This window comes from Erwinia sp. V71 (assembly GCF_965644245.1).
Taxonomy (GTDB): domain Bacteria; phylum Pseudomonadota; class Gammaproteobacteria; order Enterobacterales; family Enterobacteriaceae; genus Erwinia.
In genome coordinates, this window is record NZ_CBFFRK010000002.1 from 30,179 (window position 1) to 55,725 (window position 25,547).

Below are 25,547 nucleotides of genomic sequence, written 5' to 3' on the forward strand. Positions count from 1 at the left end.
ATAAAAAATGAGTGTGCTTCCGGTTATTGTCGTGTTTGGGCTGTCGTTCCCTCCCGTATTCTTTGAACTTATCGTCGCATTGATGCTGTTCTGGCTGGTGCGTCGCGTGCTGATGCCGACCGGCATCTACGATTTAGTCTGGCACCCGGCATTGTTTAATACTGCACTGTTCTGCTGTCTGTTTTACCTGGTATCCCGTCTGTTCGTCTGAGGTCAAAGTGAAAGCTCTAATAAGAAAAATCGCGCGCTACGCGATCACTATTGTTCTGGTTATCATCGCCGTTGTGGTTATCTTCCGCGCCTGGGTGTTTTACACCGAGTCGCCGTGGACCCGCGACGCCAAATTTACCGCCGATGTGGTGGCTATCGCCCCGGATGTCACCGGCCTGATTACCGAAGTGAAGGTGCACGATAACCAGCTGGTGAAGCAGGGCGATGGGCTGTTTACCATCGACCAGCCGCGTTTCCAGAAAGCACTGGAAGAAGCCGAAGCGGATGTGGCCTATTACGATGCGCTGGTGAAAGAGAAGCGCCGTGAAGCCAGCCGCCGCAATCAGCTGGGATCGAATGTGATGTCGCGCGAAGCGATCGATCAGTCGAACAGCGATCTGCAGACCAGCGAACATCAGCTGGCAAAATCGCGTGCGACGCGCGATCTGGCGCAGCTGGATCTCGATCGTACCGTGATCCGCGCACCGGCCAGTGGCTGGATCACTAACCTGAATGTCTATGCCGGGGAGTTTATTACCCGTGGTTCCACCTCGGTGGCGCTGGTGAAGCAGGACAGTTTCTATGTGCTGGCCTATATGGAAGAGACCAAACTTTCCGGGCTGCGTCCGGGTTATCGTGTTGAAATCACGCCGCTGGGCAGCAACCGCATTCTGCGCGGTACGGTAGACAGCTTTGCCGCCGGGGTGAATAACAGCAGCAGCACCGTCGACAGCAAAGGCATGGCGACCATCGATTCCAACCTGGAGTGGGTACGTCTGGCGCAGCGCGTGCCGGTGAAGATCCGTCTCGATCAGCAGCCAGGTAATCTCTATCCTTCGGGCACCACGGCGACTGTGGTGGTGACCGGCGAAGTGGATCGCGATCGCGAACAGTTACCGCCGATGACCCGCTTCCTGCACCGCTTACGTGAGTTCGGTTAAGCGGAGGCGTTATGCAAGGTTTTAGCGTTGAACGGCTGCGTTTTCCGATCAAACTCGCCTGCGCGATTATGCTGGCGCTGTTTGTCGGCTTTCATTTCAATCTGGAAACCCCGCGCTGGGCGGTGATGACCGCCGGCATCGTGGCGGGCGGCACCGCGTTCGTTGCGGGTGGCGATCCCTTCTCTGGCGCGCTGCGCCATCGCGGCCTGCTGCGCATCATCGGTACTTTTATTGGCTGTATCGCCGCGCTGGCGATCATGATCAGCACCATTCGCGCGCCGGTAGTGATGCTGTTGTTGTGCTGTCTCTGGGCGGGCGTCTGCGTCTGGCTGTCGTCATTAATTAAAGTGGAAAACTCCTACGCGCTCGGGCTGGCGGGTTATACCGCGCTGATTATCGTGGTGACCGCGGACTCCACCACCAATGGTTCCGTGCTGCTGGCACCGCAGTTCGCCATTGAGCGCTGCAGTGAGATCGTGATTGGTATCGTCTGTGCGGTAGTGGCGGACCTGCTGTTTTCCCCGCGCTCGATTAAAAACAATATTGACCGTGAAATTGATGCGCTGCTGGTGGATCACTACAAGCTGCTGCAGCTCTGCATTGCCCACGATGATAAAGAGGCGGTGGATAAATCCTGGGGCAGTCTGGTGCGGCGCACCAACGCGCTGAACGGCATGCGCAGCCATCTGATGCTGGAGTCGCCACGCTGGGAGAAGGTCAACCGTCGCTTAAAAGCGCTGCATACGGTGTCGCTCACGCTGATTACTCAGGCGGCGGAGACTTTTTTAATCCAGAACAGCCGTCCGAATTATCTGCCGCCGCAGTACAGGATACTGTTTGATAAAGAGGTGACCAGCGTTAGCGACGTGCATAAACGCATGAAGCTGATGCGTCGGGTGATCACTGCCAGCGGCAGTAAACAGACGCCGCTGACGCTGGCCAGTTGGGTGGGTGCCGCCACACAGTATCTGTTGTTGCTGAAAGGGGTACATACCAACAGCAGCATCAGCAAAGTAGAGGAAGAGATCCTGGAGCGTGAAGAGGTGGTAATTAAAGCCAAATCGGCGGAGACGCATCACGCACTGGTCAATGGGATTCGTACCTTTGTCGCTACCGCGATCGGCTCTCTGTTCTGGCTGTACACCGGCTGGACTTCCGGCAGTGGCTGTATGGTGATGCTGGCAGTGATTACCGCGCTGGCGATGCGCACGCCGAATCCGCTGGGGATGGCAAAAGACTTTGTCTACGGCATGATTGTGGCGTTCCCGCTGGGCAGTCTCTACTTTATGGTGATCCTGCCCGCCACCCAGCAGAGTCTGTTACTGCTGTTGATCGCCCTTGGCGTGCTGGCGTTTATTGCCGGGATCTTTATTCAGCGTCGTCAGATCGGCACCCTCGGTGCATTTGTTGGTACGCTGAATATTCTGGTGCTGGATAATCCGATGACCTTCCATATCCACACCTTCCTCGATGGCGCGCTGGGCCAGATGATTGGTGCGTTTGTCGCGCTGATGGTGATCCTGATAATCCGCGATACGTCGAAGGCGCGCATTGCCCGCACCATCCTGAACCGCTTTATGTATGCCGCGGTGTCGGCGATGACGACGAATCTTGCCCGGCGTAATGAAAACCATCTCCCTGCGCTGTACCAGCAACTGTTCCTGCTGCTGAACCTGTTCCCGACGGATATCAACAAATACCGTCTGGCGCTGACGCTGATTATTGGTCATCAGCGCCTGCGCAGTGCCGAAGTGCCGGTTAATCCGGAACTTTCTGCCTTCCATAAACAGCTGCGCTATACCGCTGACCGGGTAATCGCCGCACGCAGTGATGACAAGCGACGTTATTACTATGAGCGTTTACTGCGTGAACTGGACGAATACCAGCAGAAACTGGTGACCTGGCATGCGCCGGAAAGCGTCACCGAACCGGTAAAACGCCTTGCAGATGTACTGAAGAGATATCAGAACACCCTGATTCTGGCGTAAACCGACCTCTCCTGATCGCCAGCTATACTGTAAGACACAGGATGGCAAAGCGATCAGGAGGAAATCCATGTCCCATTCATTCCTGCAGGATAACGACCTTTTCCAGACCGGCTGGCTGGCCGATGGCCGCTGGCAACCACTCAGCGACACCTTTGCGGTGCTCAATCCCGCGACGGGGGAAACCATTGCCCGGGTGGCAAAAGCGGGGAAAGCCGAAACGGAACAGGCGATCGCCGCTGCTGCCCGCGCGGACATTCTGCAGCGCTGGTATCAGCTGATTATCGAACAGAAAAGCTGGCTCGCCAGACTGATGACCGCTGAGCAGGGTAAGCCCCTGAAAGAAGCGGAAGGTGAAGTGGAGTATGCCGCCAGCTTTATTCAGTGGTTTGCCGAGCAGGCGAAGCGCGCCAACGGCGAGATTATCCCACCGGCAAAACCCGGAGCACGTATTCTGGCGACCCGCGAACCGATTGGCGTGGTGGCGGCGATCACGCCGTGGAACTTCCCGATGGCGATGCTGACACGCAAGCTCGGCCCGGCGCTGGCGGCGGGCTGCACCGGCATTATCAAACCGGCGAACAACACGCCACTTTCCGCTTTTGCGTTGCTGGCGCTGGCGCAAAAAGCGGGTGTGCCGGATGGCGTCCTTAACGCCGTGGCGGGGGATACTCAGGCGATCAGTGACGCCATTATGGCCAGCAAACAGGTACGTAAAATCTCCTTCACCGGCTCCACTCAGGTGGGCAAACTGCTGATGCGCAACGCTGCCGACAGCGTCAAGAAAGTGTCGCTGGAGCTGGGCGGCAACGCGCCCTATATCGTTTTCGACGATGCCGACATTGATGCCGCAGTCAATGGTGCTATTGCCAATAAATTCCGTAACGCAGGCCAGGTGTGCGTCAGCGCCAACCGCTTCTTTATCCAGAGCAGCATCTATGATCGCTTTGTTCACCAGCTGGCGGAGGCGGTGAAGCAGCTAAAAGTGGGTAATGGTGCCGATGATGGTGTGCAGGTGGGGCCGCTGATTGATCAGGCCGCAGTGAAAAAAGTGGCGGAACATGTCGACGACGCGGTGACGAAAGGCGGACGTGTTGTCGCCGGTGGGGCTCCTCATGCCCTGGGCGGTAACTTCTGGCAGCCGACGGTGATTGCTGATGCCAGTGACAATATGACGCTGGCGCAGGAGGAAACTTTCGGGCCGGTCGCGGCCTGTTTCCGTTTTGACGATGAAGAGGAGGTGATCCGCCGCGCGAATGAGACGGAATTTGGTCTCGCTGCCTATTTTTATACACAGAATCTGCAGCGTGTGTTCCGCGTATCGGCTGCACTGGAAAGCGGAATGGTGGGCGTCAACGAGTGTGCGGTGTCGACCGAGCTGGCACCCTTTGGTGGGGTAAAAGAGTCAGGACTGGGTAGGGAAGGTTCGGTGCTGGGACTGGAGGAGTTTCTGGAAGTGAAAACCCTGCACCTTGGTGGGCTGTAATCATCCGTAGGGAGCAGCCGGGCATGAGAAAAGAGAGCTTTGATTTCAATGAGATTGTCGATCAGGCTCATTTCTATCGGCAGTTTACCGAGCGCTTTGCGCTGGCCGACAGACTGATTAGCGATCTGGATTCACTCTGGGATGCGGTGACGCTTTCTGTGCTGCCGTTACCGCTGGAAATCGAGTTTATTCATTTAGGATCGGGACAGAAGCGGCGCTATGGAGCGTTGATCTTGCTTTTTGATGAGGCTGAAGAGGAGCTGGAAGGCCAGCTCCGCTTCAATGTGCGTTAAACACGCTTACCTCCATCAGAAGGTATGCCTCGGCAAAAAGGGCCCCGGCGAACGGGGCCAAAAGGTTCGTTAGATCAAATGCGATCAACGAGGAATGATTATTTATAGATTTCTGCGGTGGCGTGGAAGTTGCCGTCGTTACGCGCTTCGATAATGCGGTAAGAGCTGGCGCCTTCTTTGTTGGCTTTCTCAGACAGTGCCTGACGAATGGTCATCGGTGAACCATCGAGGCCGCTGACGGAAATCACACCGACAGATTGCAGGTTCTGGCTGTCAGCCTGCTGCTGAGTCACCAGGTTCGCGGCGCTGACGCCGAAAGACAGTACGGAAGCCAGACCTAATGCAGCGATTGCGATAGACGTTTTCATTATTTTTACTCCAGAAATAGATTGTTCATGGCAACCGAAAGGGTTGAAAAGCCGTTTTTATTCTTGGGGTTGCCGTTCAGCTTTAATGTTTTTAATACCGTGGTAATGTCGTTGCTTACTTGTACAGTTCTGCAGTGGCGTGCCAGCTGTTGTTGTCAGAAACCTCAATCACACGGTACGCGCTGGCGCCCTGCTGATCGGCTTTCTGTGACAGTGCTTCACGGATATCTGAAGGTGAAGCGGTAATCGCGCTGACGCTGACAGTGCCCATTGATTGCAGATTTTGTGCCTGTTCAGCATTGATAGATTGCGCTGCAAAAGCGCCAAATGACAGTGCAGAAAGCAGGCTCATGGTTGCGATACTAGTTTTAATGTTCATATTCATTTCCTCGTCGTCTGTTTTTATCTTTTTACATACTGTGATGTTCATCACGAAAACAAGTATAGATCTAATCACGTAGGAAATTAATACTCTGATAATAATCTTTTTTTGGGATTCTTTGCATGGAAATGACTTTTTAATAACCATGGGTTATAAAAAATGCTTATATTTTGCCCGTCACATGTTGAATTTATGTAAAAACAATCACATAAGTGAATTTAGCTATTCGTGCGTAACTTTGCAGTGGATCACGCTGTATGGCGGGAAAATAGCGACAGATGACATGAGATTGTCATCTTATTGTGGTTGTTTCGGCCGGAAGGATGGCTGGGTAGCCGACAAATAAATAGAGCCGAACGGGTCGGCTCTAAGTAAAGATGATGATAATGCGAGGTAAGTAGCAAGTTACGCCAGAGTTTCAGCTACGCTATTTATAGCTCTTGTTCGAATAGCACCAGAATGGCGTCATACAGCTGTTTTACGCTAAAGGCGCGTGCAGGAGTAATAAAAATGGTGTCGTCACCGGCGATGGTGCCGAGAATGCCTTCGGCTTTACCCAGTGAGTCCAGCAGGCGTGCAATCAGCTGTGCTGCGCCCGGGCTGGTATGGATCACGACCAGCGCATCGTTGTAGTCGATGTCCAGCACCAGATTTTTCAGCGGGCTGGTGGTGGTGGGTACGCCAAGCTCGGCAGGCAGGCAGTAGACCATCTCCATTTTGGCATTGCGGGTACGTACCGCACCAAACTTGGTCAGCATGCGCGAGACTTTGGACTGGTTGATATTGTCGAAACCTTCGTCCTGCAGCGCCTGAACAATTTCACCTTGCGAGCTAAATTTTTCTTCTTTCAGTAAGGCCTTGAATGCCTTAATCAGATCTTCTTGTTTTGATGGGTTACGCATAGGTTACCGATATAAAAGAGGAAACAACAGGACGCCATAAGTCAGCGATAAATTATTATGCATTTAGATGAATTGTTATGCAAATTAACTTTGGGCTAAACAGGGGCTATTTCACTGCGGACGCGCATTCTGGCAAATTTAGCCACGAATGACAACCGCGGATATGCGCATAGATGTAGCGCACAAAGTGAACAAAATGTTATCGGATTGATGTTGTTTTGATCGCATACGCGGGTTATGGTAGCCGCAGAACTATCTGGCTATAAATCGAGCTATTTGGCGTCAGATCGGGAGGTGTTGTGGTCAATTATGCTGCGTTTTGACTGGTTTCAGCGCAACTGTGTACAGAAAGGCGACATCTTTCTCGTCATTACCTCATGGGTTGGTTATTCTCGTCAGCCCAATGGATTCACGGCACGTTTTGCTCACACAATAATAAGGAGTTTAGGATGAAAGTTGCAGTTCTCGGAGCCGCTGGCGGTATTGGCCAGGCGCTCGCACTTCTGCTTAAAACCCAGCTTCCTGCAGGTTCAGAGCTTTCTCTGTACGACATCGCTCCCGTTACCCCTGGCGTGGCTGTTGATCTGAGCCACATTCCTACTGCCGTCAAAATTGAAGGTTTTAGCGGCGAAGACGCCACGCCTGCGCTGAAGGGCGCAAATGTGGTGCTGATTTCTGCTGGTGTGGCGCGTAAGCCGGGTATGGATCGTTCCGACCTGTTTAACGTTAATGCCGGTATCGTGCGTAATCTGATCGAGCAGGTTGCTGCGACCTGCCCGAAAGCGCTGATTGGTGTGATTACCAATCCGGTGAACACCACCGTGGCGATTGCGGCGGAAGTGCTGAAAAAAGCCGGTGTTTATGACAAAAACAAACTATTTGGCGTCACCACGCTGGATATTAACCGCGCCAACACTTTTGTGGCGCAGCTGAAAGGCAAGCAGCCGCAGGAGATTGAAGTGCCGGTGGTGGGTGGTCACTCTGGTGTCACTATTCTGCCACTGCTGTCACAGATCCCGGGCGTCAGCTTTAGCGAACAGGAAGCGGCTGACCTGACTAAACGCATTCAGAATGCCGGTACTGAAGTGGTGGAAGCCAAAGCGGGTGGCGGTTCTGCAACCCTGTCGATGGGGCAGGCGGCAGCGCGTTTTGGTCTGTCACTGGTGCGTGCACTGCAGGGCGACAGCAATGTGCTGGAGTGCGCCTATGTTGAAGGTGACGGCGAACACGCCCGTTTCTTTGCCCAGCCGCTGCTGCTAGGGAAAAACGGTATTCAGGAGCGTAAACCGATTGGTGCGCTGAGCGCGTTTGAGCAGCAGTCGCTGACAGGCATGCTGGATACGCTGAAGAGTGATATTAAGCAGGGCGAAGAGTTTGTGAAGTAATCACGGCGAGGGAGCTGCTATGCGGCTCCCTGCTATATCGGTTTGCTCTCAGTTTTGTTCCGGATATTCCTGAATAGTCACCGGCAGCGTCAGTCGCTGATCACCGCGTAATATCTGCACCTGCACCACCGATCCTGGCCGGATTTCCGCCACCTGATCCATCGTCTCCTGTGCCGATATCGCCGGCTTACCCTCGACACTGGTAATCACGTCGTTCGCCTGAATTCCCGCCTGTTCCGCCGGGCTGCCCGGATTTACCTTACTGACCAGGATACCCTGGATATGTTCAATGCCCATACTCTGGTCGGGGCGCTGACGCACATCGCTGCCGTTGATGCCGATATAGCCGCGGATCACACGCCCGTCGCGAATCAGCTTATCCATGATTTTGGTCGCCAGCGCGGTGGGAATGGCAAAACCAATGCCTTCCGGCGTTTCGCCATCATTGCTCTTATCAAAGGAGAGCGTGTTGATGCCCATCAGCTCGCCCAGCGAGTTGATCAGGGCACCACCGGAGTTACCGTGGTTAATGGAGGCGTCAGTTTGCAGGAAGTTCTGGCGACCGGACGGGCTAAGACCCACGCGTCCGGTGGCGCTGATAATCCCCTGGGTCACGGTCTGCCCGAGGTTATAAGGGTTACCAATCGCCATCACGATATCGCCAATATGCGCCACCCGTTTTGGGTTCATCGGGATCACCGGCAGGTTAGTGGCAGTGATTTTCAGCACCGCCAGGTCGGTCAGGCTGTCGGAGCCGACCAGCAGTGCCTCAAAAAAGCGACCGTCCTGCAGGGCGACAATAATCTGATTGGCATTACTGACCACATGGCGGTTGGTCAGAATGTAGCCTTTTGCGCTCATGATCACGCCGGAGGCCAGCGCGGTGATATTGTTATCCAGGCCGCGGGTATAGACATTGACCACGGCAGGCACAGCACGTCGCACACCGGGGTTATAACTCACGGGTGTCTCGTCGGCACTGTTTTCTGGCGCAGAGAGCATGTTGCTGCCCATTCTCAGCGCAGGCATCGCGACGAGTAAAATTGCCGCCACGATCAGGCCAAAAATCACTGAACGCAAAAGTTTAGGAAACATGGTGTTATATCAACAGGAAAGAACGTCAGCAGAATAGCACGACTGATGCGGACACACACGGAGTTGTGTCCGCATCGTGATTTAGCGCAGTAACAGGTAGATATTTTCGCCTGCACGCACCACGCTCAGCGCCACCAGCGGCGGCTTCGCTTCAAGGATTTTGCGCAGTTCGGCCAGATTCGTGACCGGCGAGCGGTTGATGCCAATAATGACATCATCTTTATGCAGTCCTGCACGTTCCGCCGGGGTCGATTTATCAACATTATCGACTTTCACCCCTTTGGTGCCATCTTTCAGCTGGCCATCACTCAGGGTGGCGCCCTGCAACGCCGGAGAAAGCTGGGCGGCGCTGGCGGTGGTTTGTGCACTCTGCTCAAGCTTAACGGTCACTGTCTGCGGCTTACCTTCACGCAGCAGGCCAATCTTCACCTCTTTACCTGGCGCGGTGGTGCCGATTTTCACCCGCAGTTCGGCAAAGCTGGTGATCTTCTTGTCATCAACGGACACGATAATATCGCCCGCTTTAATGCCGGCCGTGGCGGCCGCCGATTTCGGCAGCACTTCGCTGACAAATGCGCCGCGCTGCGCATCAACATTAAACGCTTTTGCCATTTCCGGCGTCATTTCGGTGCCTTTGATACCGAGCTGGCCGCGTTTCACTTCGCCAAATTCAATCAGCTGCTGCGCCAGGTTGACCGCCATATTGGCCGGGATAGCGAAGCCAATACCGATATTGCCGCCGCTGGAGGCGAGGATGGCGGTGTTAATGCCGATCAGCTCACCGTTCAGGTTGACCAGCGCGCCGCCGGAGTTGCCGCGGTTAATTGCGGCATCGGTCTGAATAAAGTTTTCCAGGCCTTCCAGATTCAGCCCGCTGCGGCCCAGTGCGGAGATAATCCCTGAGGTCGCGGTTTGTCCCAGACCGAACGGGTTACCGATGGCGACAGCGAAATCGCCGACTTTCAGCTGGTCGGAGTCGGCAATTTTGACTTCTGTCAGGTTTTTCGCGCCGTTAATCTGAATCAGCGCAATATCAGTTTGCTCATCCTGGCCAATCAGTTTGGCATCGTATTCATTGCCATCGCTGAGCTGCACTTTGATCTTATCGGCGCCATTCACTACATGGTTATTGGTCAGCACATAGCCTTTGGCAGCATTAATGATGACTCCGGAACCGAGCCCTTCAAACGGCTGTGGTTTTGCCTCGCCGCCCTGCTGACCAAAGAAACGTTTCAGCGGTTCAGGGATATCCTGGCTGGCGGTCTGGGTGCCTTCAACATGGACGCTGACGACCGCAGGCAGCACTTTTTCCAGCATCGGCGCCAGACTTGGCAGCGCCTGCCCCTGAATTTGCGCCGGCAGTGCCGCGCTGGCACTGGGGGCAAGGGCAACATTCAGACCGATACTTAAGGCTACTGCGCTCAACAATAATGATTTTTTCTTCATCGTTACGACGCTCTCGCTGCAATAAATGGGGCAAACAGGACTGCACAGCAGGGCGCCGCAGCGCCCTGAATCATGAAGCGTTAATCGCGCGTGGCGCGCTCACCACGCAACAGGCCGGAGGCCCCTTCAGAGTAATCACGCGGGATTTGTACCGGCGCCTGATCGTTGTCCGCTTCGGCTTCGGTTAACTGATAGGCAAACGGGTTTTTCTCACCCGGCAGATTTGGCAGCAGATCGTTCGAGCCTTTCGCCATATGCTGATACAGCTGACGGTAATCGCGCGCCATATTGCCTAACAGCTCGGCACTCTGCGCGAAATGATTCGTCAGCTCTTCACGATAGTCAGCCAGTTCGGCTTTGGATTTTTCCAGTTCGTACTGCATGCTGCGTTGCTCACGCAATTTCTTATTACCAAAACGCATTGCGACCGCGCCGATAACGACACCAACCACTAACCCAATAAGCGCGTATTCCCAGGTCATAAATGACTCCCATGTTGTCTTCGTTGTCCGTAGGGCCTTTCAACATAATAATAGCCACTATACCCGCTAATCTAATGGAAGTGGAATCCTGCGGCAGCATAGCTTAGTGTAGAGCGGCCTTTTTTTCGTCAACCGATGATGTGACAGACCACTTTTTCAGGGAATGTGATTGAACAATGCAGACAATTTCTCCTTTGGCGCTTTATCAGCTGGCACTGACTAATGGTGATTACCAACCCGACGATGTCCAGCGTGAAGCCATTACCCGTTTAGACGCTATCTGTCAGGCTTTGATCGCTGCACCCGCGGCGAGCGCCAGCAGCGGAAAAGGGCTGCTGGGCAAACTGGGCAGACTGATGGGCAAGGAGAAAAGCGCGCGCGTCGAGCCGGTGCGCGGCCTGTATATGTGGGGCGGCGTCGGGCGCGGCAAAACCTGGCTGATGGACATGTTTTTTCGGGCGATTCCTGGTGAACGCAAACAGCGTCTGCACTTCCACCGTTTTATGCTGCATGTGCATGAAGAGCTGACACAGCTGCAGGGGCAGGCCGATCCGCTGGAGATTATCGCGGACCGTTTTAAGGCGCAGACCGATATCCTGTGCTTTGATGAATTTTTTGTGTCGGATATCACCGACGCCATGCTGCTTGGCACGCTGATGGAAGCGCTGTTTGCCCGCGGTATCTCGCTGGTGGCAACCTCGAATATTCCGCCAGATGAGCTGTACCGTAACGGTCTGCAGCGCGCGCGTTTCCTGCCGGCCATCGAACTGATTAAGCGCCACTGCGACATTATGAATGTCGACGCCGGTATCGATTACCGTCTGCGTACCCTGACGTCGGCTCATTTGTGGATGGAACCACTGAATGAGACAACCGCGCGCGAAATGGATCGCATGTACAGCGCACTGGCAGGCGTGGCGCGTGACGGCGAACATCCGGTGCTGGAGGTGAATCACCGTCCGTTGCCGACCATCGGTATGGCGAATGGGGTGGTGGCAATGGATTTTGTGTCTCTGTGTGGTGATGCACGCAGCCAGCACGACTACATTGAACTGTCGCGCCGTTTTCACAGTGTGCTGCTGTTTAATGTGCCGGTGATGACCAACCGTAATGAGGACCAGGCGCGGCGTTTTCTGGCGCTGGTCGATGAGTTTTATGAGCGCCATGTGAAGCTGGTGGTGGCAGCGGAAACCACGCTGTTTGATATCTACCAGGGTGAGCGGCTGAAGTTTGAGTACCAGCGCTGCCTGTCACGCCTGCAGGAAATGCAGAGTGAAGAGTACCTGCGGCTGCCGCATCTGCCCTGAACGGCAAAAAACAGCCAGTAATTGTCGATTTCAGCGCAAAAAAGGGTCGCGCTTCGGGGATGACTTCTCTATAATCTTGCGACCCCACGTTACAGCAATGGTTTTTTTTCCCAAAAACCTTGCGTGTTCCAGTAACTCATTCGAAGGGGTGGCTTGCTGGTCAAGATGGTCGTGTGAGCCTCAACCGTTTATTCAAGCGTTTGGGATTTCACCAACGTGTAACTTAATTTGGGTAAGCTTTTAGATGAAAACTTTTACAGCTAAACCGGAAAGCGTACAGCGCGACTGGTATGTTGTTGACGCGACAGGCAAAACTTTAGGTCGTCTGGCGACCGAACTGGCTCGTCGTCTGCGTGGTAAGCACAAAGCGGAATACACTCCGCACGTTGATACTGGTGATTACATCATCGTTCTGAACGCTGACAAAGTTGCTGTTACCGGCAACAAGCGTAGCGATAAGATCTATTATCACCACACCGGCCACATCGGTGGTATCAAGCAAGCGACCTTTGAAGAGATGATTGCTCGCCGTCCTGAGCGTGTCATTGAGATCGCGGTTAAAGGCATGCTGCCAAAGGGCCCGCTGGGTCGTGCTATGTTCCGTAAACTGAAAGTTTACGCTGGCAACGAGCACAACCATGCGGCACAGCAACCGCAAGTTCTGGACATTTAATCGGGATTAATGGCAATGGCTGAAACTCAAAACTACGGCACTGGTCGCCGCAAAAGCTCTACCGCTCGCGTCTTCATCAAGCAAGGTAGCGGCAACATCGTTATCAATCAGCGTTCTCTGGAACAGTACTTCGGTCGTGAAACTGCCCGCATGGTAGTTCGTCAGCCGCTGGAACTGGTAGACATGATTGGTAAACTGGATCTGTACATCACCGTTAAAGGTGGTGGTATCTCTGGTCAGGCAGGTGCGATCCGTCACGGTATCACCCGCGCTCTGATGGAGTACGACGAATCTCTGCGTTCCGAACTGCGTAAAGCTGGCTTCGTCACCCGTGACGCGCGTCAGGTTGAACGTAAGAAAGTCGGTCTGCGTAAAGCACGTCGTCGTCCACAGTTCTCCAAACGTTAATTCGCACTGTTTACAGTACGCGTTATCGCAAAAACCCGGCCTTCGTGCCGGGTTTTTTTATCTCTGTTTGTGCCATGAACGGCTCAAATCTCCGCGTGTACTCGCATTTTCCCGCCAAATCTACAACACGGCCCCCACAAGCTGCCTAAAATCTGGTAAACTATGTGTCACTTTGCGCCCGTTTAGCCGGGTGGTTGTCTCTGCTGTACCGGTCAGGATACCGGGGCGGGGCGACCCTGGGAAGCGAGCGGTTATATCAAGCAGGTTAGTCGCCGCGTGGTTGGCTATTCGCAGTAATTTTCCCGATAAACTTGGAGGTTTTCATGGCTGTCGCTGCCAACAAACGTTCGGTAATGACGCTGTTTTCTGGTCCGACGGACATTTTTAGCCATCAGGTGCGTATCGTGCTGGCTGAGAAGGGTGTCAGTGTCGAGATCGAGCAGGTTGAAATGGATAATCTGCCTCAGGATCTGATTGACCTCAACCCGTATCGCACCGTGCCAACGCTGGTGGATCGTGAGCTGACGCTGTATGAATCACGTATCATTATGGAATACCTTGATGAGCGTTTCCCGCACCCGCCGTTGATGCCGGTCTATCCGGTGGCGCGTGGTGAAAGCCGTCTGATGATGCACCGTGTGGAGCAGGACTGGTACAGCCTGATGCGCACGATTGAGAACGGCAATGCGCAGGAAGCTGAAAACGCACGTAAACAGCTGCGTGAAGAGCTGCTGGCGATTGCTCCACTGTTCTCTCGTACACCGTTCTTTATGAGCGAAGAATTTAGCCTGGTTGACTGCTACCTGGCTCCGCTGCTGTGGCGTTTACCACAGTTAGGCATTGAGCTGGTCGGCAGTGGCGCGAAAGAGCTGAAAGGCTATATGACACGTGTCTTTGAGCGTGACTCCTTCCTTGCTTCCCTGACGGAAGCGGAACGTGAAATGCGCCTGCAAACGCGGGGCTAAAAGTATGGAAATGTCTCAACTAACCGCACGTCGCCCTTATCTGTTGCGCGCGTTTTATGAGTGGCTACTGGATAACCAGCTGACGCCGCATTTAGTCGTAGACATCAATTTGCCCGGGGTGATGGTGCCGCTGGAGTATGCGCGTGATGGCCAGATTGTACTGAACATCGCGCCGCGTGCGGTAGGTAACCTCGAACTGGGCAATGACGAAGTGCGCTTTAATGCGCGCTTTGGCGGTGTGCCGCGTCAGGTCACCGTGCCGCTGTATGCCGTACTGGCGATCTATGCCCGTGAGAACGGAGCAGGCACCATGTTCGAACCTGAGCCTTGCTATGAGCAGGGTGAGTTCGACGCTGAGCAGAGTGAGCCGGAAACCGTAATGTCGGTGATTGATGGCGATCGCCCGGATGATGTCCGTGATGAGGACGATAACCCGGATGACGACCCGCCACCGCGTGGTGGGCGTCCGGCACTGCGTGTCGTGAAATAAAATGCTTAACGGGCCATCTGGCCCGTTTTTTTATGCCCGCTGGCCGCCATTTGTGCACACCAATGGTGGATGACAGACGAAAAAAAACCGCCAGCATGCTGGCGGTTTCTTCAGACAGAAAACGATTAATACACGTCGCGCAGGTAACGTTTTTCTTTCTTCAGCTGATCGATATAGTCCGCTGCACGCTCTTCAGACATGCCGCCGAACTGTGCCACGACCTTATACAGCGCTTTATCCACGTCTTTCGCCATGCGCGAGGCATCACCACAGACATAGAAGTAGGCACCTTCCTGCAGCCAGGCGTACAGCTCTGCACCCTGTTCCAGCATACGGTTCTGCACATAGATTTTTTCCGCCTGGTCGCGTGAGAACGCCAGATCCAGGCGGGTCAGCAGACCGCTTTCCTGCCAGCCGTTCAGCTCATCCTGGTAGATGAAGTCATGCTCCTGATGCTGGTCGCCGAAGAACAGCCAGTTTTTGCCCTGCGCACCGGTCACTTCACGCTCCTGCAGGAAAGCGCGGAACGGTGCAATACCGGTGCCCGGGCCGACCATGATCAGTGGCGCGTCGCCGTTGGCAGGTACGCGGAAGCCTTTGTTTGGCGAAATAAAGATTGCCGGTTTTTCGCCACGGCCGACGCGGTCCGCGAGGTACGTTGAGCACACGCCGCTGCGTGCACGGCCACCACTCTGGTAGCGTACAGAAGCGATAGTCAGATGCACCTGATTTGGATGCGCTTTCTGGCTGGAAGAGATCGAGTAAGCACGGTGCTGCAGCGGACGCAGCATCGCGACAAATTCCGGCACGCTGAGCGAGCGGGTCAGATCCAGTTGCAGCAGATCGAGGGTGTCTTTGCCCCACAGCCAGACGCCCATAGTGTCTTTGTCGTCGTGCTGCAGAATATGGCGCAGTTCCTGGTTAGTGGTGTTCTGGCCTACCCATTCGATCAGCTTGCGTGAAGGCTCGGAAATTTCAAACTGGTAGGTGAGCAGATCGCCGAGGCTGCGCTCGAAGCCCGGGACTGGCGTGTCGTAGTCGGCTTTCAGCTGCGTCAGCAGCAGACTGACCAGCGCAGGTTCGTTAACCGCGAACACGCCCAGTGCATCACCCACTTCATACTTTAGTCCGCTGTCCGTCAGGTCAAACTCAAAGTGACGGATATCCTTGCCGGAATTGTCACCTGACAGGCGTTTGTTGGTCACCAGCGCGGAAGCGTATGGATTCTGTTTGTTGCTGCCCGGGATAACCGGTGCTTCCGGCGCGCTTTCCAGCACGGTGCCGGTGCTGCCTGCGCTGGCGGCGAATTGTGGCATTGCGCCGGCAATCCACTGTTCAGAGGGCTCTTCGTAATCGATATCGCAATCGATACGGTCCGTCACGCGTTTTGCACCCAGTTGTTCCAGGCGCATATCGATAAATTTACCTGCCTGGCAGAAACCATCGTAGCTGGTATCACCAATTGCCAGAATGGCGAAGTGCATCTGCTCCAGACGCGGCGCTGTGCTGGCGGAAATCGCCTGCCAGAACAGCTGGGCGTTGTCCGGCATTTCGCCTTCACCGTAGGTCGAAGTGACGATCAGCACATGACGCATCGCGGCGAACACTTCAATATCCACTTCACCGAGGCCCTGCACCACTGGCACCAGACCTTTCGCGCGTGCGGCTTTCGCGGCGCTCTGTGCTAACGCTTCAGCATTACCGGTCTGCGAACCAAACAGAATATGCAGCTGAGTGGTCGCCGCCGCGCCTGTCGCAGCGGCAGTCTGCTGCTGACCTTCCAGCACCAGCAGACGGGAGTGCAGACCTGCGAGGAAACCGGCCAGCCAGTATTTTTGCTCACCATTAAATGGCGCATCTTCAGGAATGTATGGAATCTTCATCGTTTTCTGTTCTCAATCTTCATATCCGTTATGCTTCACATTGCCGCTTATGCGGCGGCAACGCGAAGTCGTCAGGGCAAGCGTTCCGTCTGGCGTGCAATCAGGAGAGTTTCCCGACCGCCGCGGCTAATTCAGGTAATGCTGCACGGGCAAACAGCTCTTCGAAGTCAGGCAGTCCACCCAGAATCTGTCGGTTGCAGGCATCCTGATAAATAATCCAGCCATAGGTCGCCAGACTGTCCATCGAACGGATATTGCGTTGCGTCAGCGCCGCTTTGTAGTCCGACATACGCTTCGCTGCAATCAGCGAAGCCAGCTCTTCATCACTGTAATTCTCAATCGCCGCGCGGGCATGGCGTTGCAGCTTGCTGACCAGCGCGAAATCTTCGGTCATCAGCAGGTTACGTACTGCTTTCTGCACCGCAGCATCTTCAACTGAAGCACCTTTTGGCATGCGTGACAGCGCCAGCTGCTGTGCATAGTTCAGTACGCTGTAGTTATTCAGCAGTACGAACATATCCTGGGTATCGGTCGCACCATAGTCTGGCACCGCCCCTTTGGCGATGGTTTTGCCATCACGCCAGGCTTGCTTGAATTTGCTCACCTGATGGCCCGCCAGCGCGGTGGACAGCTCTTCCAGCAGATCTTTACGTGCCTTCGCCTTCAGGATTTCACCGCCATCCTGGTACAGCAGCAGGGAACGTGGCATCACGTAGACAAAGTTCTGGCACTCGGTTTCCCAGTGCGCCAGCAGCCAGGCGGCACGCTCGGAACCGGTGGCTTCCAGATGCCAGTTCAGCATGGTCAGCACGGCCTGTTTGTGTACGCGAGCCATTTCGTCATCATCGGCAATCGAGCCAAACAGTACGGAATCACCCGCTGCGTGCGCTGCCAGCGCACGGTACGGGTCGTACTGGTAGGCGAAACCGCCGCTCATACCATTACCAAAGCCTTTGCCGAAGGTGCCAAGGTTCAGCACCGCGCCGTTGGTCATATATTCACAGCAGAAATCACCGACGCCTTCCACGACAGCCGTGGCGCCAGAGTTACGCACCGCGAAGCGGTCACCCGCCTGGCCCTGCACAAACAGACGACCGCCGGTGGCGCCAAACAGGGCGAAGTTACCGATCAGCACGTTGCCGTCGCCTTCCGGTGAACCACCACCTGGTGATTTGATGATCAACTCGCCGCCGCACTGGCCTTTACCCACGCCATCGTTACAGGTGCCCTGATGCGTCATACGCATACCGTCATTACAGAACACACCGTAGGACTGACCGGCAGAACCGGAGGTGGTGATATTGACGGTCGCTGGCGCCAGATAACGGCGTCCACGGTCGTCCTGCAGCACTGCCGGGATATTCTTCAGCTGTTGCTCATCCAGCTGGTGGTTCAGCATACGCTCGATATCAATTGCCAGCTGACCGCCCACGCTCTTGTTACGGTTGTTCAGCGTGACATTCTCGCCAAAGTGGATATCGCGGCTGGCGCGCTCGACCAGCTCGCCATTCAGCAGTTTCACCCAGCCATCATCCAGCTCGAAGTCTTTCTCCAGATAGACCGGACGATCAATCTTCTGTTCTGGCACGACGGTCAGCATCGCACGCAGATCCAGTTTGCCGACTTCACGCGGGTGATCCATCAGGTGCAGCAGATCGGAACGGCCACGCGCTTCACGCAGGGAATGCAGGCCCATACGCGCCAGCATCTCACGCACTTCGTGCGCCACGTTCATAAAGTACTGCGCCAGCTGGCGCGGGTCACCATCAAAGGCTTCGGCATTGGTGGTCAGACCGGCCGGGCATTTGACGTTACAGTTTTTCGCCATCACGCATTTCAGCATCATCAGCGCGGTGGTGCCGAATTCAAAGCTGTCACCGCCCAGCAGTGCGGATTTCACCACGTCGCTGCCGGTCTGCTGCGCGCCGGAGCAGCGCAGAATCACTTTGTCGCGCAGGCCGTTAGCGCACAGCGCCTGGTGTACTTCGGCGATACCGATTTCTGCCACGCGACCGGTGTATTTCAGGCTGGTGACGGACGCTGCGCCCGTACCACCGGTGTTACCCGCCACGTTAATCACGTCTGCGCCCGCTTTCGCCACGCCGACGGCGATAGTGCCGATACCTTCGGACGATACCAGTTTCACAATCACTCTGACGCGTGCGGCTTTACAGTCGTGGATCAGCTGCGCCAGGTCTTCAATCGAGTAGGTATCGTGGTGCGGTGGTGGTGACACCAGCTCAACGCCAGGCGTACCGCCACGGGCTGCCGCGATTTCTACTGTGACTTTTGGTGCCGGCAACTGACCGCCTTCACCGGGTTTTGCACCCTGACCAATTTTGATCTCCAGCTCTTCCAGCATCGGATCGGCCAGGTAAGCGGCCCAGACGCCGAAACGACCTGACGCCAGCTGCTTGATGCGTGAAGCACGGATGGTGCCGTGACGGGAGTAGTGCTCGCCGCCTTCACCGCAGTTACTCATGCCGCCGACCATATTGGTGCCGTGCGCCACCGCTTCGTGCGCCGGAGCCACCAGTGCGCCATGGCTCATCGCGCCAGAGGCGAAAGTGCGGGTAATTTCGTGTGCCGGTTGTACGTCACTTAACGGAATTGATGGTGCTGACGTGAACAGGCGTGACAGATAGTCTGCGGCTTTACCTGTGGCCTGCAGTTGCAGCGCGCCCGGTGTCACTTCGCTGCTAACGATATCGTCAACAAAGCGGGTTTTCAGCGCACGCGCCAGCGCCGCGAAACGTTCGTTTTCGGGTTTCAGGCCGTCAATCGCATCGACAAAGCGCAGGGTAAAGTGACCTTCTTCCTGGCTTTCACACGCCAGACCGCGCACGGCAAAACCGTTGTTCAGCAGGGCGTAACGACTCAGTTTGCGTGAGAACTCCGCCTCACTGTCGACATGCGTTAAATCTGCCGGGAAGGCAAGAATATCGCGCAGCGCCGCCGGACGACGTTTACGCTCTTCGTGCATCAGGCTGGAGAAGTGACGGTAATCCGGCGTGATGGTGAAGGCGTCGATCACCTCGTTCGGGATGCGTTCGAAGCTGCTGTCTTTAAAGGACTTCGCTTTGATGTTAAACGCATTGTCCAGCTTCGCCAGCGTCAGCAGGCGGATAAACTGATCTTCTTCGCGTGGCTTATCGGCAAACGTGATCGGCTGCTCAGTCATATCAATAAAGGTACGTACCGCGATGGTGCCGTAAGAGTGACCGGCACCTTCTGCACGCTCTTTAAACAGACCGAGCAGTGGCACATCGGACTCACCCTGAATTTTCAGCGCGCTCTGGTGCCAGTCCACTGCCATCTGGGAAATCGCGGCAAAGCCAGCGCCGCCCACTGGCGTTTTGATATTCGGGAAGTACTTCTTCAGCACCGGATCTTCGGTATCGAGGAAGTTCGGCTCGAAGAATTCACCGCAGCTGTAGCTTTCCACGGTACACAGGCCAACTTTGCCCATGGTTTTCATCAGCGCTTTTTCGGCTGCTTTGGCGTAGCGTTTAAACGCTTTATTGCCTTCTTCACCTTCGCCATATTTCTCTTCAGCACGCATCTGCACGCCGAGCGGATAGATAGCGGACGCACCGAAACCGAGCGCGGCGGCGATATGGTGAGAAGAGATGCTCTGGCCGCTTTCTACCACCAGCGACACGTCAAGACGCAGGCCTTCCTGCACCAGACGCTGGTTGATAGCAGAAACCACCAGCAGCATTGGCATCGCAGCCTGCGTAGAGGAGATATGACGGTCAGTAATCACCGCAATCCCGCCCTGCGCACGGGCAAAATCCACCACCTGCTGTGCCAGGTCATCGATGGCTTTTTCCAGCGCGTTGGCGTTCGCTGCGCGGCTGATGATGTCGGTGCCGATCACTGGCTGATAGAGCATTTCGAAACGTTCGTAAGGCGCGACATCCTGCTCACGCAGACGCAGCATATCGAGGTGCGTCAGGATCGGCGTTGGCACCACAATCTGGCGACCTTTGCTGCGGCCCAGGTGCGGTTTCGCACCCAGCGCCACACGCAGGGTCATACCGTCCGCTTCACGGATGGAGTCCAGCGGCGGGTTGGTGACCTGAGCAAAGCGCTGTGAGAAGTAGTGCGCCATGCCGCCTTCGTGGTCGGACAATACGTTGATGGCGTTGCCGTAGCCCATTGCCGAGATTTTCTCAGCGCCGGTGGTCAGCATCGGGTCCATCATGAATTTGAAGCTTTCCTGGTTGTAGTAGTAAGCCACAAAACGCTGATAGGTTTTCAGGTCGCCGCTATAGCGCAGCGGTGAACCGAGTTTTTCCGCCGGGATCTCTGGCAGATCTTTCAGGCTGACGCGTGATTTCGCCAGCAGTGCCGGATAATCTTTTTCTGCCGCCAGCTTTTCCAGCGCTTCCACGGTGGTATAGCTGCGTTTTTCGCGGTGATCGTAATAGAGCATGCCACCGGCTTCGATACGGCCACGGCGCAGCACGCTTTCCGGTGGGAAGGCGATTTGCCCGGCTTCGGACATCGCACCGATATACTCCGCGGTTTCCACTGAGCGTAGCGGACGCAGGCCGAGACGGTCAAGACGTGCACCAATCACTTCGCCATTACCGAAAATCAGCGCAGCCGGGCCATCGTTCTTCTCTTCATACAGGGAGAAGTACTCCAGCATCGCGCGCACCTGTGGCGACAGCGAGTCGTCGTTTTCCCACGCTGGCGGCATCATGGAGACCACGGCGGTGATCAGGTCCAACTCATCTTCCATCAGACGGCTGTGGATGCTCTGGTCCAGACGCGAACTGTCGGACTGGCCTTTCGGACGCACAATCTTCTTGCCGCGCGCCAGCATCAGCGCCGCTTCGGCGATGCGGTTTTTACGGTCGGTATTCAGTTCACCGTTATGCGCCATCAGGCGGAACGGCTGCGCCATGGTGGTGTGCGGATCGGTGTTAGTGGAGAAACGGGTGTGGAAGAACAGGCCACGAACCTGGTGATCCGGATCGGTCAGATCCTTAAAGTAAGGGATCACTTCATTGGAATTCAGACGCGCTTTAAACACCTGGGTGCGCGAAGAGAGCGACAGCGGATACAGTCCGCCACTTCCGTTTTCGGTAAAAGCGCTTTCAGTAAAGGCACGTGCTTCGATATCCAGCAGCGCGCGGTAGATGCGTTTTTCCAGCGCATCCTGGTCGGCAATATCCTGCGGTGCGCTAAACACCCACTGGGCGATAGGCAGCTGGAATTGTGCAGCTGCCGGACGCGCCACGCTGTTATCCAGCGGCATATCGCGTTTCAGCAGAATGTCGAACCCATAAGTAGCCAGCGTCTGCTCAACCAGACGTTCAGCATTGGCGCGCAGTTCGGCATCTTTTGGCACAAAGAAGTTACCGACGCCAAAGCGTCCGGCTTCCAGTTGCAGGCCGGTGATCTTGCGGAAGAAGTTCAGGGACAGATCGACGTTAACCCCTGCGCCATCGCCAACACCTTCTGCTGACATACCGCCCCTGTGGGGAACGGTGCACAGGGCGCTGTGCGCCATCTGGAGAACCTCGTGGGTTTGCTCGCCATCCTTACGGGTAATAAAACCCACGCCACAGCTATCACTGTCTTTTGATGGGTCATACAAGCCATAGGGATACGGGTTTGGATTGGACATTGAGGCCTCCTAAAAATTACTACTTCTGACTCTTCTTGTTTTGCATAGATATGCCGAGACACGGGCCCGTCAGGAAAGCTTCCAGCGGAATTCCAACTTATCGGGAAAGCGTACATAGGTCAAATACCGTTCTTTCTTATGCCTTTTTACGCTTTTATATGGTTATGTTTTTGTATTTAAACGTTTTTGTTGCTTTTTTTATCGCAATTATAGCAGGTGTTGCACCATCATAAGTGTGAGCTGACTCACTATAGTGCAGCGAGCAAATGGCTGCACCATGCTGGTGCTGGAATTCATTTCAGCATAATATTCTGTTTGGATCGTTTTAACCGCAGGATGAATCTGTTTTTGCCCGGGACAGATATTTGCATTAAATAGCGGGCGATCATTAGTAAAACTAATTACCTGGTGCGTGACTAGAATATCATTAAAGGTGAATGGTTATTCGTTTAGATAAAAGGAAATCGGACGACAAAACAAGGCCATCACATTGAAAAGCAATCGTTGCGGAGGGCCGCCTTTCTTTCAGGCGGCCCTCCAGATTATGCGGTTAATAAAATTAGTCAATACCTTTGCTGGGGAAAATGCGCGAAAGCTCCGCCAGGCGCGGTTTTCGCACCATTTTGGTGCGAATTTACCCCCCTTTACACCGCTCCGCCTAAAAGAAGGAAAGTGCGATATGATGTTGATATCGATCGGTAAGGAAGCGGTTATGAAACAAATTCGTTTATTAGCGCAGTATTACGTTGATTTGATGGTCAAGCTGGGGCTGGTGCGTTTTTCCCTGTTGCTGGCGTCCGCGCTGGTGGTACTGGCGATGATTGTGCAGATGGCAGTGACGATGCTGTTGCGCGGTCATGTGGAAAGCATCGATATGGTGCGCTCGGTCTTCTTCGGCCTGCTGATTACCCCGTGGGCGGTTTATTTCCTGTCAGTCGTGGTGGAGCAGCTGGAAGAGTCGCGCCAGCGGCTGGCGCGGCTGGTGGATAAGCTGGAGGAAATGCGTCATCGCGATCTGGCCCTCAACCAGCAGATGCAGGAGACCATCAGCCAGCTGAATCAGGAAATTACCGATCGTATTAAAGCCGAAGAGGCGCGCCTGATGGTGATGGAGAAGCTGAAAGAAGAGATGGCGCGGCGTGAGCAGGCGCAAATCGAGCTGGAACAGCAATCTTCTTTCCTGCGCTCTTTCCTGGATGCTTCGCCCGATCTGGTGTTCTACCGCAATATCGATCAGCAGTTTTCCGGCTGTAACCGCGCGATGGAACTGCTGACCGGCAAAAGTGAGAAGCAGCTGATCGGCCTGACGCCACAGGATGTGTATGACGAAGAAGCAGCGACCAAAGTGCTGGAAACCGATGAGAAGGTGTTCCGCCATAATGTGTCGCTCACCTATGAGCAGTGGCTGCAATATCCTGACGGGCGCAAAGCCTGTTTTGAAATCCGTAAGGTGCCTTATTATGACCGCGTCGGTAAACGTAGCGGCCTGATGGGCTTTGGCCGCGATATTACCGAGCGTAAACGCTACCAGGACGCGCTGGAGAACGCCAGCCGCGAAAAGACCACCTTTATCTCTACGATCAGCCATGAGCTGCGCACGCCGCTAAATGGCATCGTCGGCCTGAGCCGTATTCTGCTGGATACCGATCTGAACCAGGAGCAGCTGAAATACCTGAAAACCATCCATGTGTCTGCGATTACCCTCGGCAATATTTTTAACGATGTGATTGAGATGGACAAAATCGAACGGCGCAAAGTGCAGCTCGATAACCAGCCGCTCGATTTCACCGGCTTTATCGCTGACCTGGAGAACCTTTCCGGGCTGCTGGCGCAGCCGAAAGGGCTGAAATTTGTCATGCAGCCTGAACTGCCTCTGCCAGATAAAATTGTCGCGGATGGTACGCGTTTACGACAAATCCTGTGGAATTTAATCGGCAATGCCGTGAAATTTACTCAGCAGGGCGAAATTGTGGTGCGTGTGCAGTATCAGCCAGATAGCGAGCGCCTGCGCTTTGAGGTGCAGGATTCCGGCATGGGTATCCCGCAGGATGAGCAGGACAAAATTTTCGCCATGTACTACCAGGTAAAAGATCAGCACGGCGGTAAACCGGCGACCGGTACAGGCATCGGGCTGGCGGTATCGCGGCGGCTGGCACAAAACATGGGCGGTGATATTACCGTCAGCAGCGCACCGGGCCAGGGCTCCTGCTTTACTGTCGAGATCAGTGCGCCGCAGGTGGTGGAAGAGGTCACGGATACGCTGCCAGAAGATGAGCTGCCGTTACCGGCGCTGCATGTGCTGCTGGTGGAAGATATCGAGCTGAATGTGGTGGTGGCGCGTTCCGTGCTGGAGAAACTGGGCAACAGCGTGGAAGTGGCAATGACTGGCGCTGAAGCGCTGGAGATGTTTGATCCGCAGGAGTTTGACCTGGTGCTGCTGGATATCCAGCTGCCGGATATGACCGGGCTGGATGTGGCGCGCGCGATTCATCAGCGTTTTGCCGGGCAGCATCTGCCACCGCTGGTGGCGTTAACGGCAAACGTGCTGAAAGACAAACGCGAGTATCTCGATGCCGGTATGGACGATGTGCTGAGCAAGCCACTGGCGGTGCCGGCACTGACGGCGATGATTAAAAAATACTGGGACTGGGAAGCCGATGACAGCCATGAGGAGAATGATGCGGTGGAGAGTGAAAAACTGGCTCTGCTGGATATTCCGATGCTGGAGCAGTACCTCGATCTGGTCGGCCCTTCCCTGATTAACCAGAGTCTGACGATGTTTGAGCAGATGATGCCGGGTTATCTGGCGGTACTGGATTCCAATATGATGGCGCGCGACCAGAAAGGAATTGCCGAAGAGGGGCACAAAATTAAGGGCGCTGCGGGGTCGGTTGGTCTGCAGCATCTGCAGCAACTGGCGAAGCAGATTCAGAGTCCGGAGTTACCTGCGTGGTGGGATAACGTGCAGGAGTGGATCGACGAGCTGAAACAGGAGTGGCGTCATGACGTCGCGGTACTGCGCGAGTGGGTTCAGGATGCTGAAAAAAAATGACCCCGGCTTGGGCCGGGGTGCGCGAATACTGCGCCAACACCAGGGAAATCGTCGTCTGCGCAATTCTCATCATTGGAATGCTTTGTGCCCAGACTTTGGTATTGGTAAACGCTAAGAAACACCTTAGCAAATCCTGGATAAGTTTTAACAAGA

20 protein-coding genes are annotated in these 25,547 nt (G+C 54.9%); 12 read left to right on the top strand and 8 right to left on the bottom strand.

The features are described from left to right. Window positions 1-7 precede the first annotated feature (7 nt). The 5 genes from aaeX (at window position 8) to ACSZO1_RS00670 (ending at window position 4,915) form a co-directional block, all read left to right on the top strand. Complete coding sequence (gene aaeX / locus ACSZO1_RS00650; RefSeq protein WP_437608499.1) at window positions 8-211, top strand: p-hydroxybenzoic acid efflux pump operon protein AaeX; 204 nt, start codon at window positions 8-10, stop codon at window positions 209-211. A gap of 7 nt (window positions 212-218) precedes the next feature. Then, on the top strand, window positions 219-1,151 hold the full coding sequence (gene aaeA / locus ACSZO1_RS00655; RefSeq protein ID WP_437608501.1) for a p-hydroxybenzoic acid efflux pump subunit AaeA: 933 nt from the start codon (window positions 219-221) through the stop codon (window positions 1,149-1,151). 11 nt (window positions 1,152-1,162) lie between these two features. Next, entirely contained in the window at window positions 1,163-3,139 is a 1,977-nt protein-coding gene (gene aaeB / locus ACSZO1_RS00660) for a p-hydroxybenzoic acid efflux pump subunit AaeB (protein WP_437608503.1), read from the top strand. Window positions 3,140-3,206: 67 nt separating this feature from the next. Next, the gene (locus ACSZO1_RS00665) at window positions 3,207-4,622 is read left to right on the top strand and encodes an NAD-dependent succinate-semialdehyde dehydrogenase (protein WP_437608505.1); all 1,416 of its coding nucleotides are present in this window, start codon (window positions 3,207-3,209) and stop codon (window positions 4,620-4,622) included. A gap of 23 nt (window positions 4,623-4,645) precedes the next feature. Next, window positions 4,646-4,915 carry a barstar family protein gene (locus tag ACSZO1_RS00670; RefSeq protein WP_437608507.1) on the top strand — a complete coding sequence of 90 codons (270 nt, stop codon included), beginning with the start codon at window positions 4,646-4,648 and terminating at the stop codon, window positions 4,913-4,915. A gap of 98 nt (window positions 4,916-5,013) precedes the next feature. Here the strand turns inward: ACSZO1_RS00670 and yhcN (ACSZO1_RS00675) are convergent, their stop codons facing one another. The 3 genes from yhcN (ACSZO1_RS00675) to argR form a co-directional block, all read right to left on the bottom strand. Beyond that, entirely contained in the window at window positions 5,014-5,283 is a 270-nt protein-coding gene (yhcN, locus tag ACSZO1_RS00675; RefSeq protein WP_437608509.1) for a peroxide/acid stress response protein YhcN, read from the bottom strand. 115 nt (window positions 5,284-5,398) lie between these two features. Continuing rightward, on the bottom strand, window positions 5,399-5,662 hold the full coding sequence (gene yhcN / locus ACSZO1_RS00680) for a peroxide/acid stress response protein YhcN (protein WP_437608511.1): 264 nt from the start codon (window positions 5,660-5,662) through the stop codon (window positions 5,399-5,401). 434 nt (window positions 5,663-6,096) lie between these two features. Beyond that, entirely contained in the window at window positions 6,097-6,567 is a 471-nt protein-coding gene (argR, locus tag ACSZO1_RS00685; protein ID WP_437608512.1) for a transcriptional regulator ArgR, read from the bottom strand. A 449-nt stretch (window positions 6,568-7,016) separates the two neighbouring features. Between argR and mdh the strand changes: the two genes are divergently transcribed. Next, window positions 7,017-7,952 (top strand): malate dehydrogenase, encoded by a 936-nt coding sequence (gene mdh, locus ACSZO1_RS00690; RefSeq protein WP_437608514.1) that lies wholly within the window; start codon window positions 7,017-7,019, stop codon window positions 7,950-7,952. A 48-nt stretch (window positions 7,953-8,000) separates the two neighbouring features. Here mdh and degS read toward each other — a convergent pair whose 3' ends face one another. The 3 genes from degS to zapG all read right to left on the bottom strand — a co-directional run bounded on the left by degS (window position 8,001) and on the right by zapG (window position 10,975). Continuing rightward, entirely contained in the window at window positions 8,001-9,047 is a 1,047-nt protein-coding gene (gene degS / locus ACSZO1_RS00695; RefSeq protein WP_437608516.1) for an outer membrane-stress sensor serine endopeptidase DegS, read from the bottom strand. Between the two features lie 81 nt (window positions 9,048-9,128). Then, entirely contained in the window at window positions 9,129-10,493 is a 1,365-nt protein-coding gene (gene degQ / locus ACSZO1_RS00700) for a serine endoprotease DegQ (RefSeq protein WP_437608518.1), read from the bottom strand. A gap of 80 nt (window positions 10,494-10,573) precedes the next feature. Then, window positions 10,574-10,975: a Z-ring associated protein ZapG gene (zapG, locus tag ACSZO1_RS00705; RefSeq protein ID WP_437608520.1), complete on the bottom strand. Its 402-nt coding sequence runs from the start codon at window positions 10,973-10,975 to the stop codon at window positions 10,574-10,576. Window positions 10,976-11,151: 176 nt separating this feature from the next. Here zapG and zapE point away from each other — a divergent pair, with 176 nt between their 5' ends. The 5 genes from zapE to sspB all read left to right on the top strand — a co-directional run bounded on the left by zapE (window position 11,152) and on the right by sspB (window position 14,818). Further along, window positions 11,152-12,282 (top strand): cell division protein ZapE, encoded by a 1,131-nt coding sequence (zapE, locus tag ACSZO1_RS00710; RefSeq protein WP_437608522.1) that lies wholly within the window; start codon window positions 11,152-11,154, stop codon window positions 12,280-12,282. 244 nt (window positions 12,283-12,526) lie between these two features. Beyond that, the gene (rplM, locus tag ACSZO1_RS00715; protein WP_437608524.1) at window positions 12,527-12,955 is read left to right on the top strand and encodes a 50S ribosomal protein L13; all 429 of its coding nucleotides are present in this window, start codon (window positions 12,527-12,529) and stop codon (window positions 12,953-12,955) included. 15 nt (window positions 12,956-12,970) lie between these two features. Further along, window positions 12,971-13,363, top strand: coding sequence for a 30S ribosomal protein S9 (rpsI, locus tag ACSZO1_RS00720; RefSeq protein WP_437608526.1), 393 nt, complete (start codon window positions 12,971-12,973; stop codon window positions 13,361-13,363). 323 nt (window positions 13,364-13,686) lie between these two features. Further along, complete coding sequence (gene sspA, locus ACSZO1_RS00725; protein WP_437608528.1) at window positions 13,687-14,328, top strand: stringent starvation protein SspA; 642 nt, start codon at window positions 13,687-13,689, stop codon at window positions 14,326-14,328. Between the two features lie 4 nt (window positions 14,329-14,332). Continuing rightward, complete coding sequence (sspB, locus tag ACSZO1_RS00730) at window positions 14,333-14,818, top strand: ClpXP protease specificity-enhancing factor (RefSeq protein ID WP_437608530.1); 486 nt, start codon at window positions 14,333-14,335, stop codon at window positions 14,816-14,818. Between the two features lie 125 nt (window positions 14,819-14,943). Here the strand turns inward: sspB and ACSZO1_RS00735 are convergent, their stop codons facing one another. Both ACSZO1_RS00735 and ACSZO1_RS00740 read right to left on the bottom strand, forming a co-directional pair. After that, entirely contained in the window at window positions 14,944-16,701 is a 1,758-nt protein-coding gene (locus ACSZO1_RS00735; protein WP_437608532.1) for a sulfite reductase subunit alpha, read from the bottom strand. Between the two features lie 100 nt (window positions 16,702-16,801). Further along, window positions 16,802-22,342, bottom strand: a complete 5,541-nt coding sequence (locus tag ACSZO1_RS00740) for a glutamate synthase-related protein (RefSeq protein ID WP_437608534.1) — start codon at window positions 22,340-22,342, stop codon at window positions 16,802-16,804. Window positions 22,343-23,054: 712 nt separating this feature from the next. Here ACSZO1_RS00740 and arcB point away from each other — a divergent pair. Continuing rightward, on the top strand, window positions 23,055-25,394 hold the full coding sequence (gene arcB / locus ACSZO1_RS00745; protein ID WP_437608536.1) for an aerobic respiration two-component sensor histidine kinase ArcB: 2,340 nt from the start codon (window positions 23,055-23,057) through the stop codon (window positions 25,392-25,394). Window positions 25,395-25,547 lie beyond the last annotated feature (153 nt).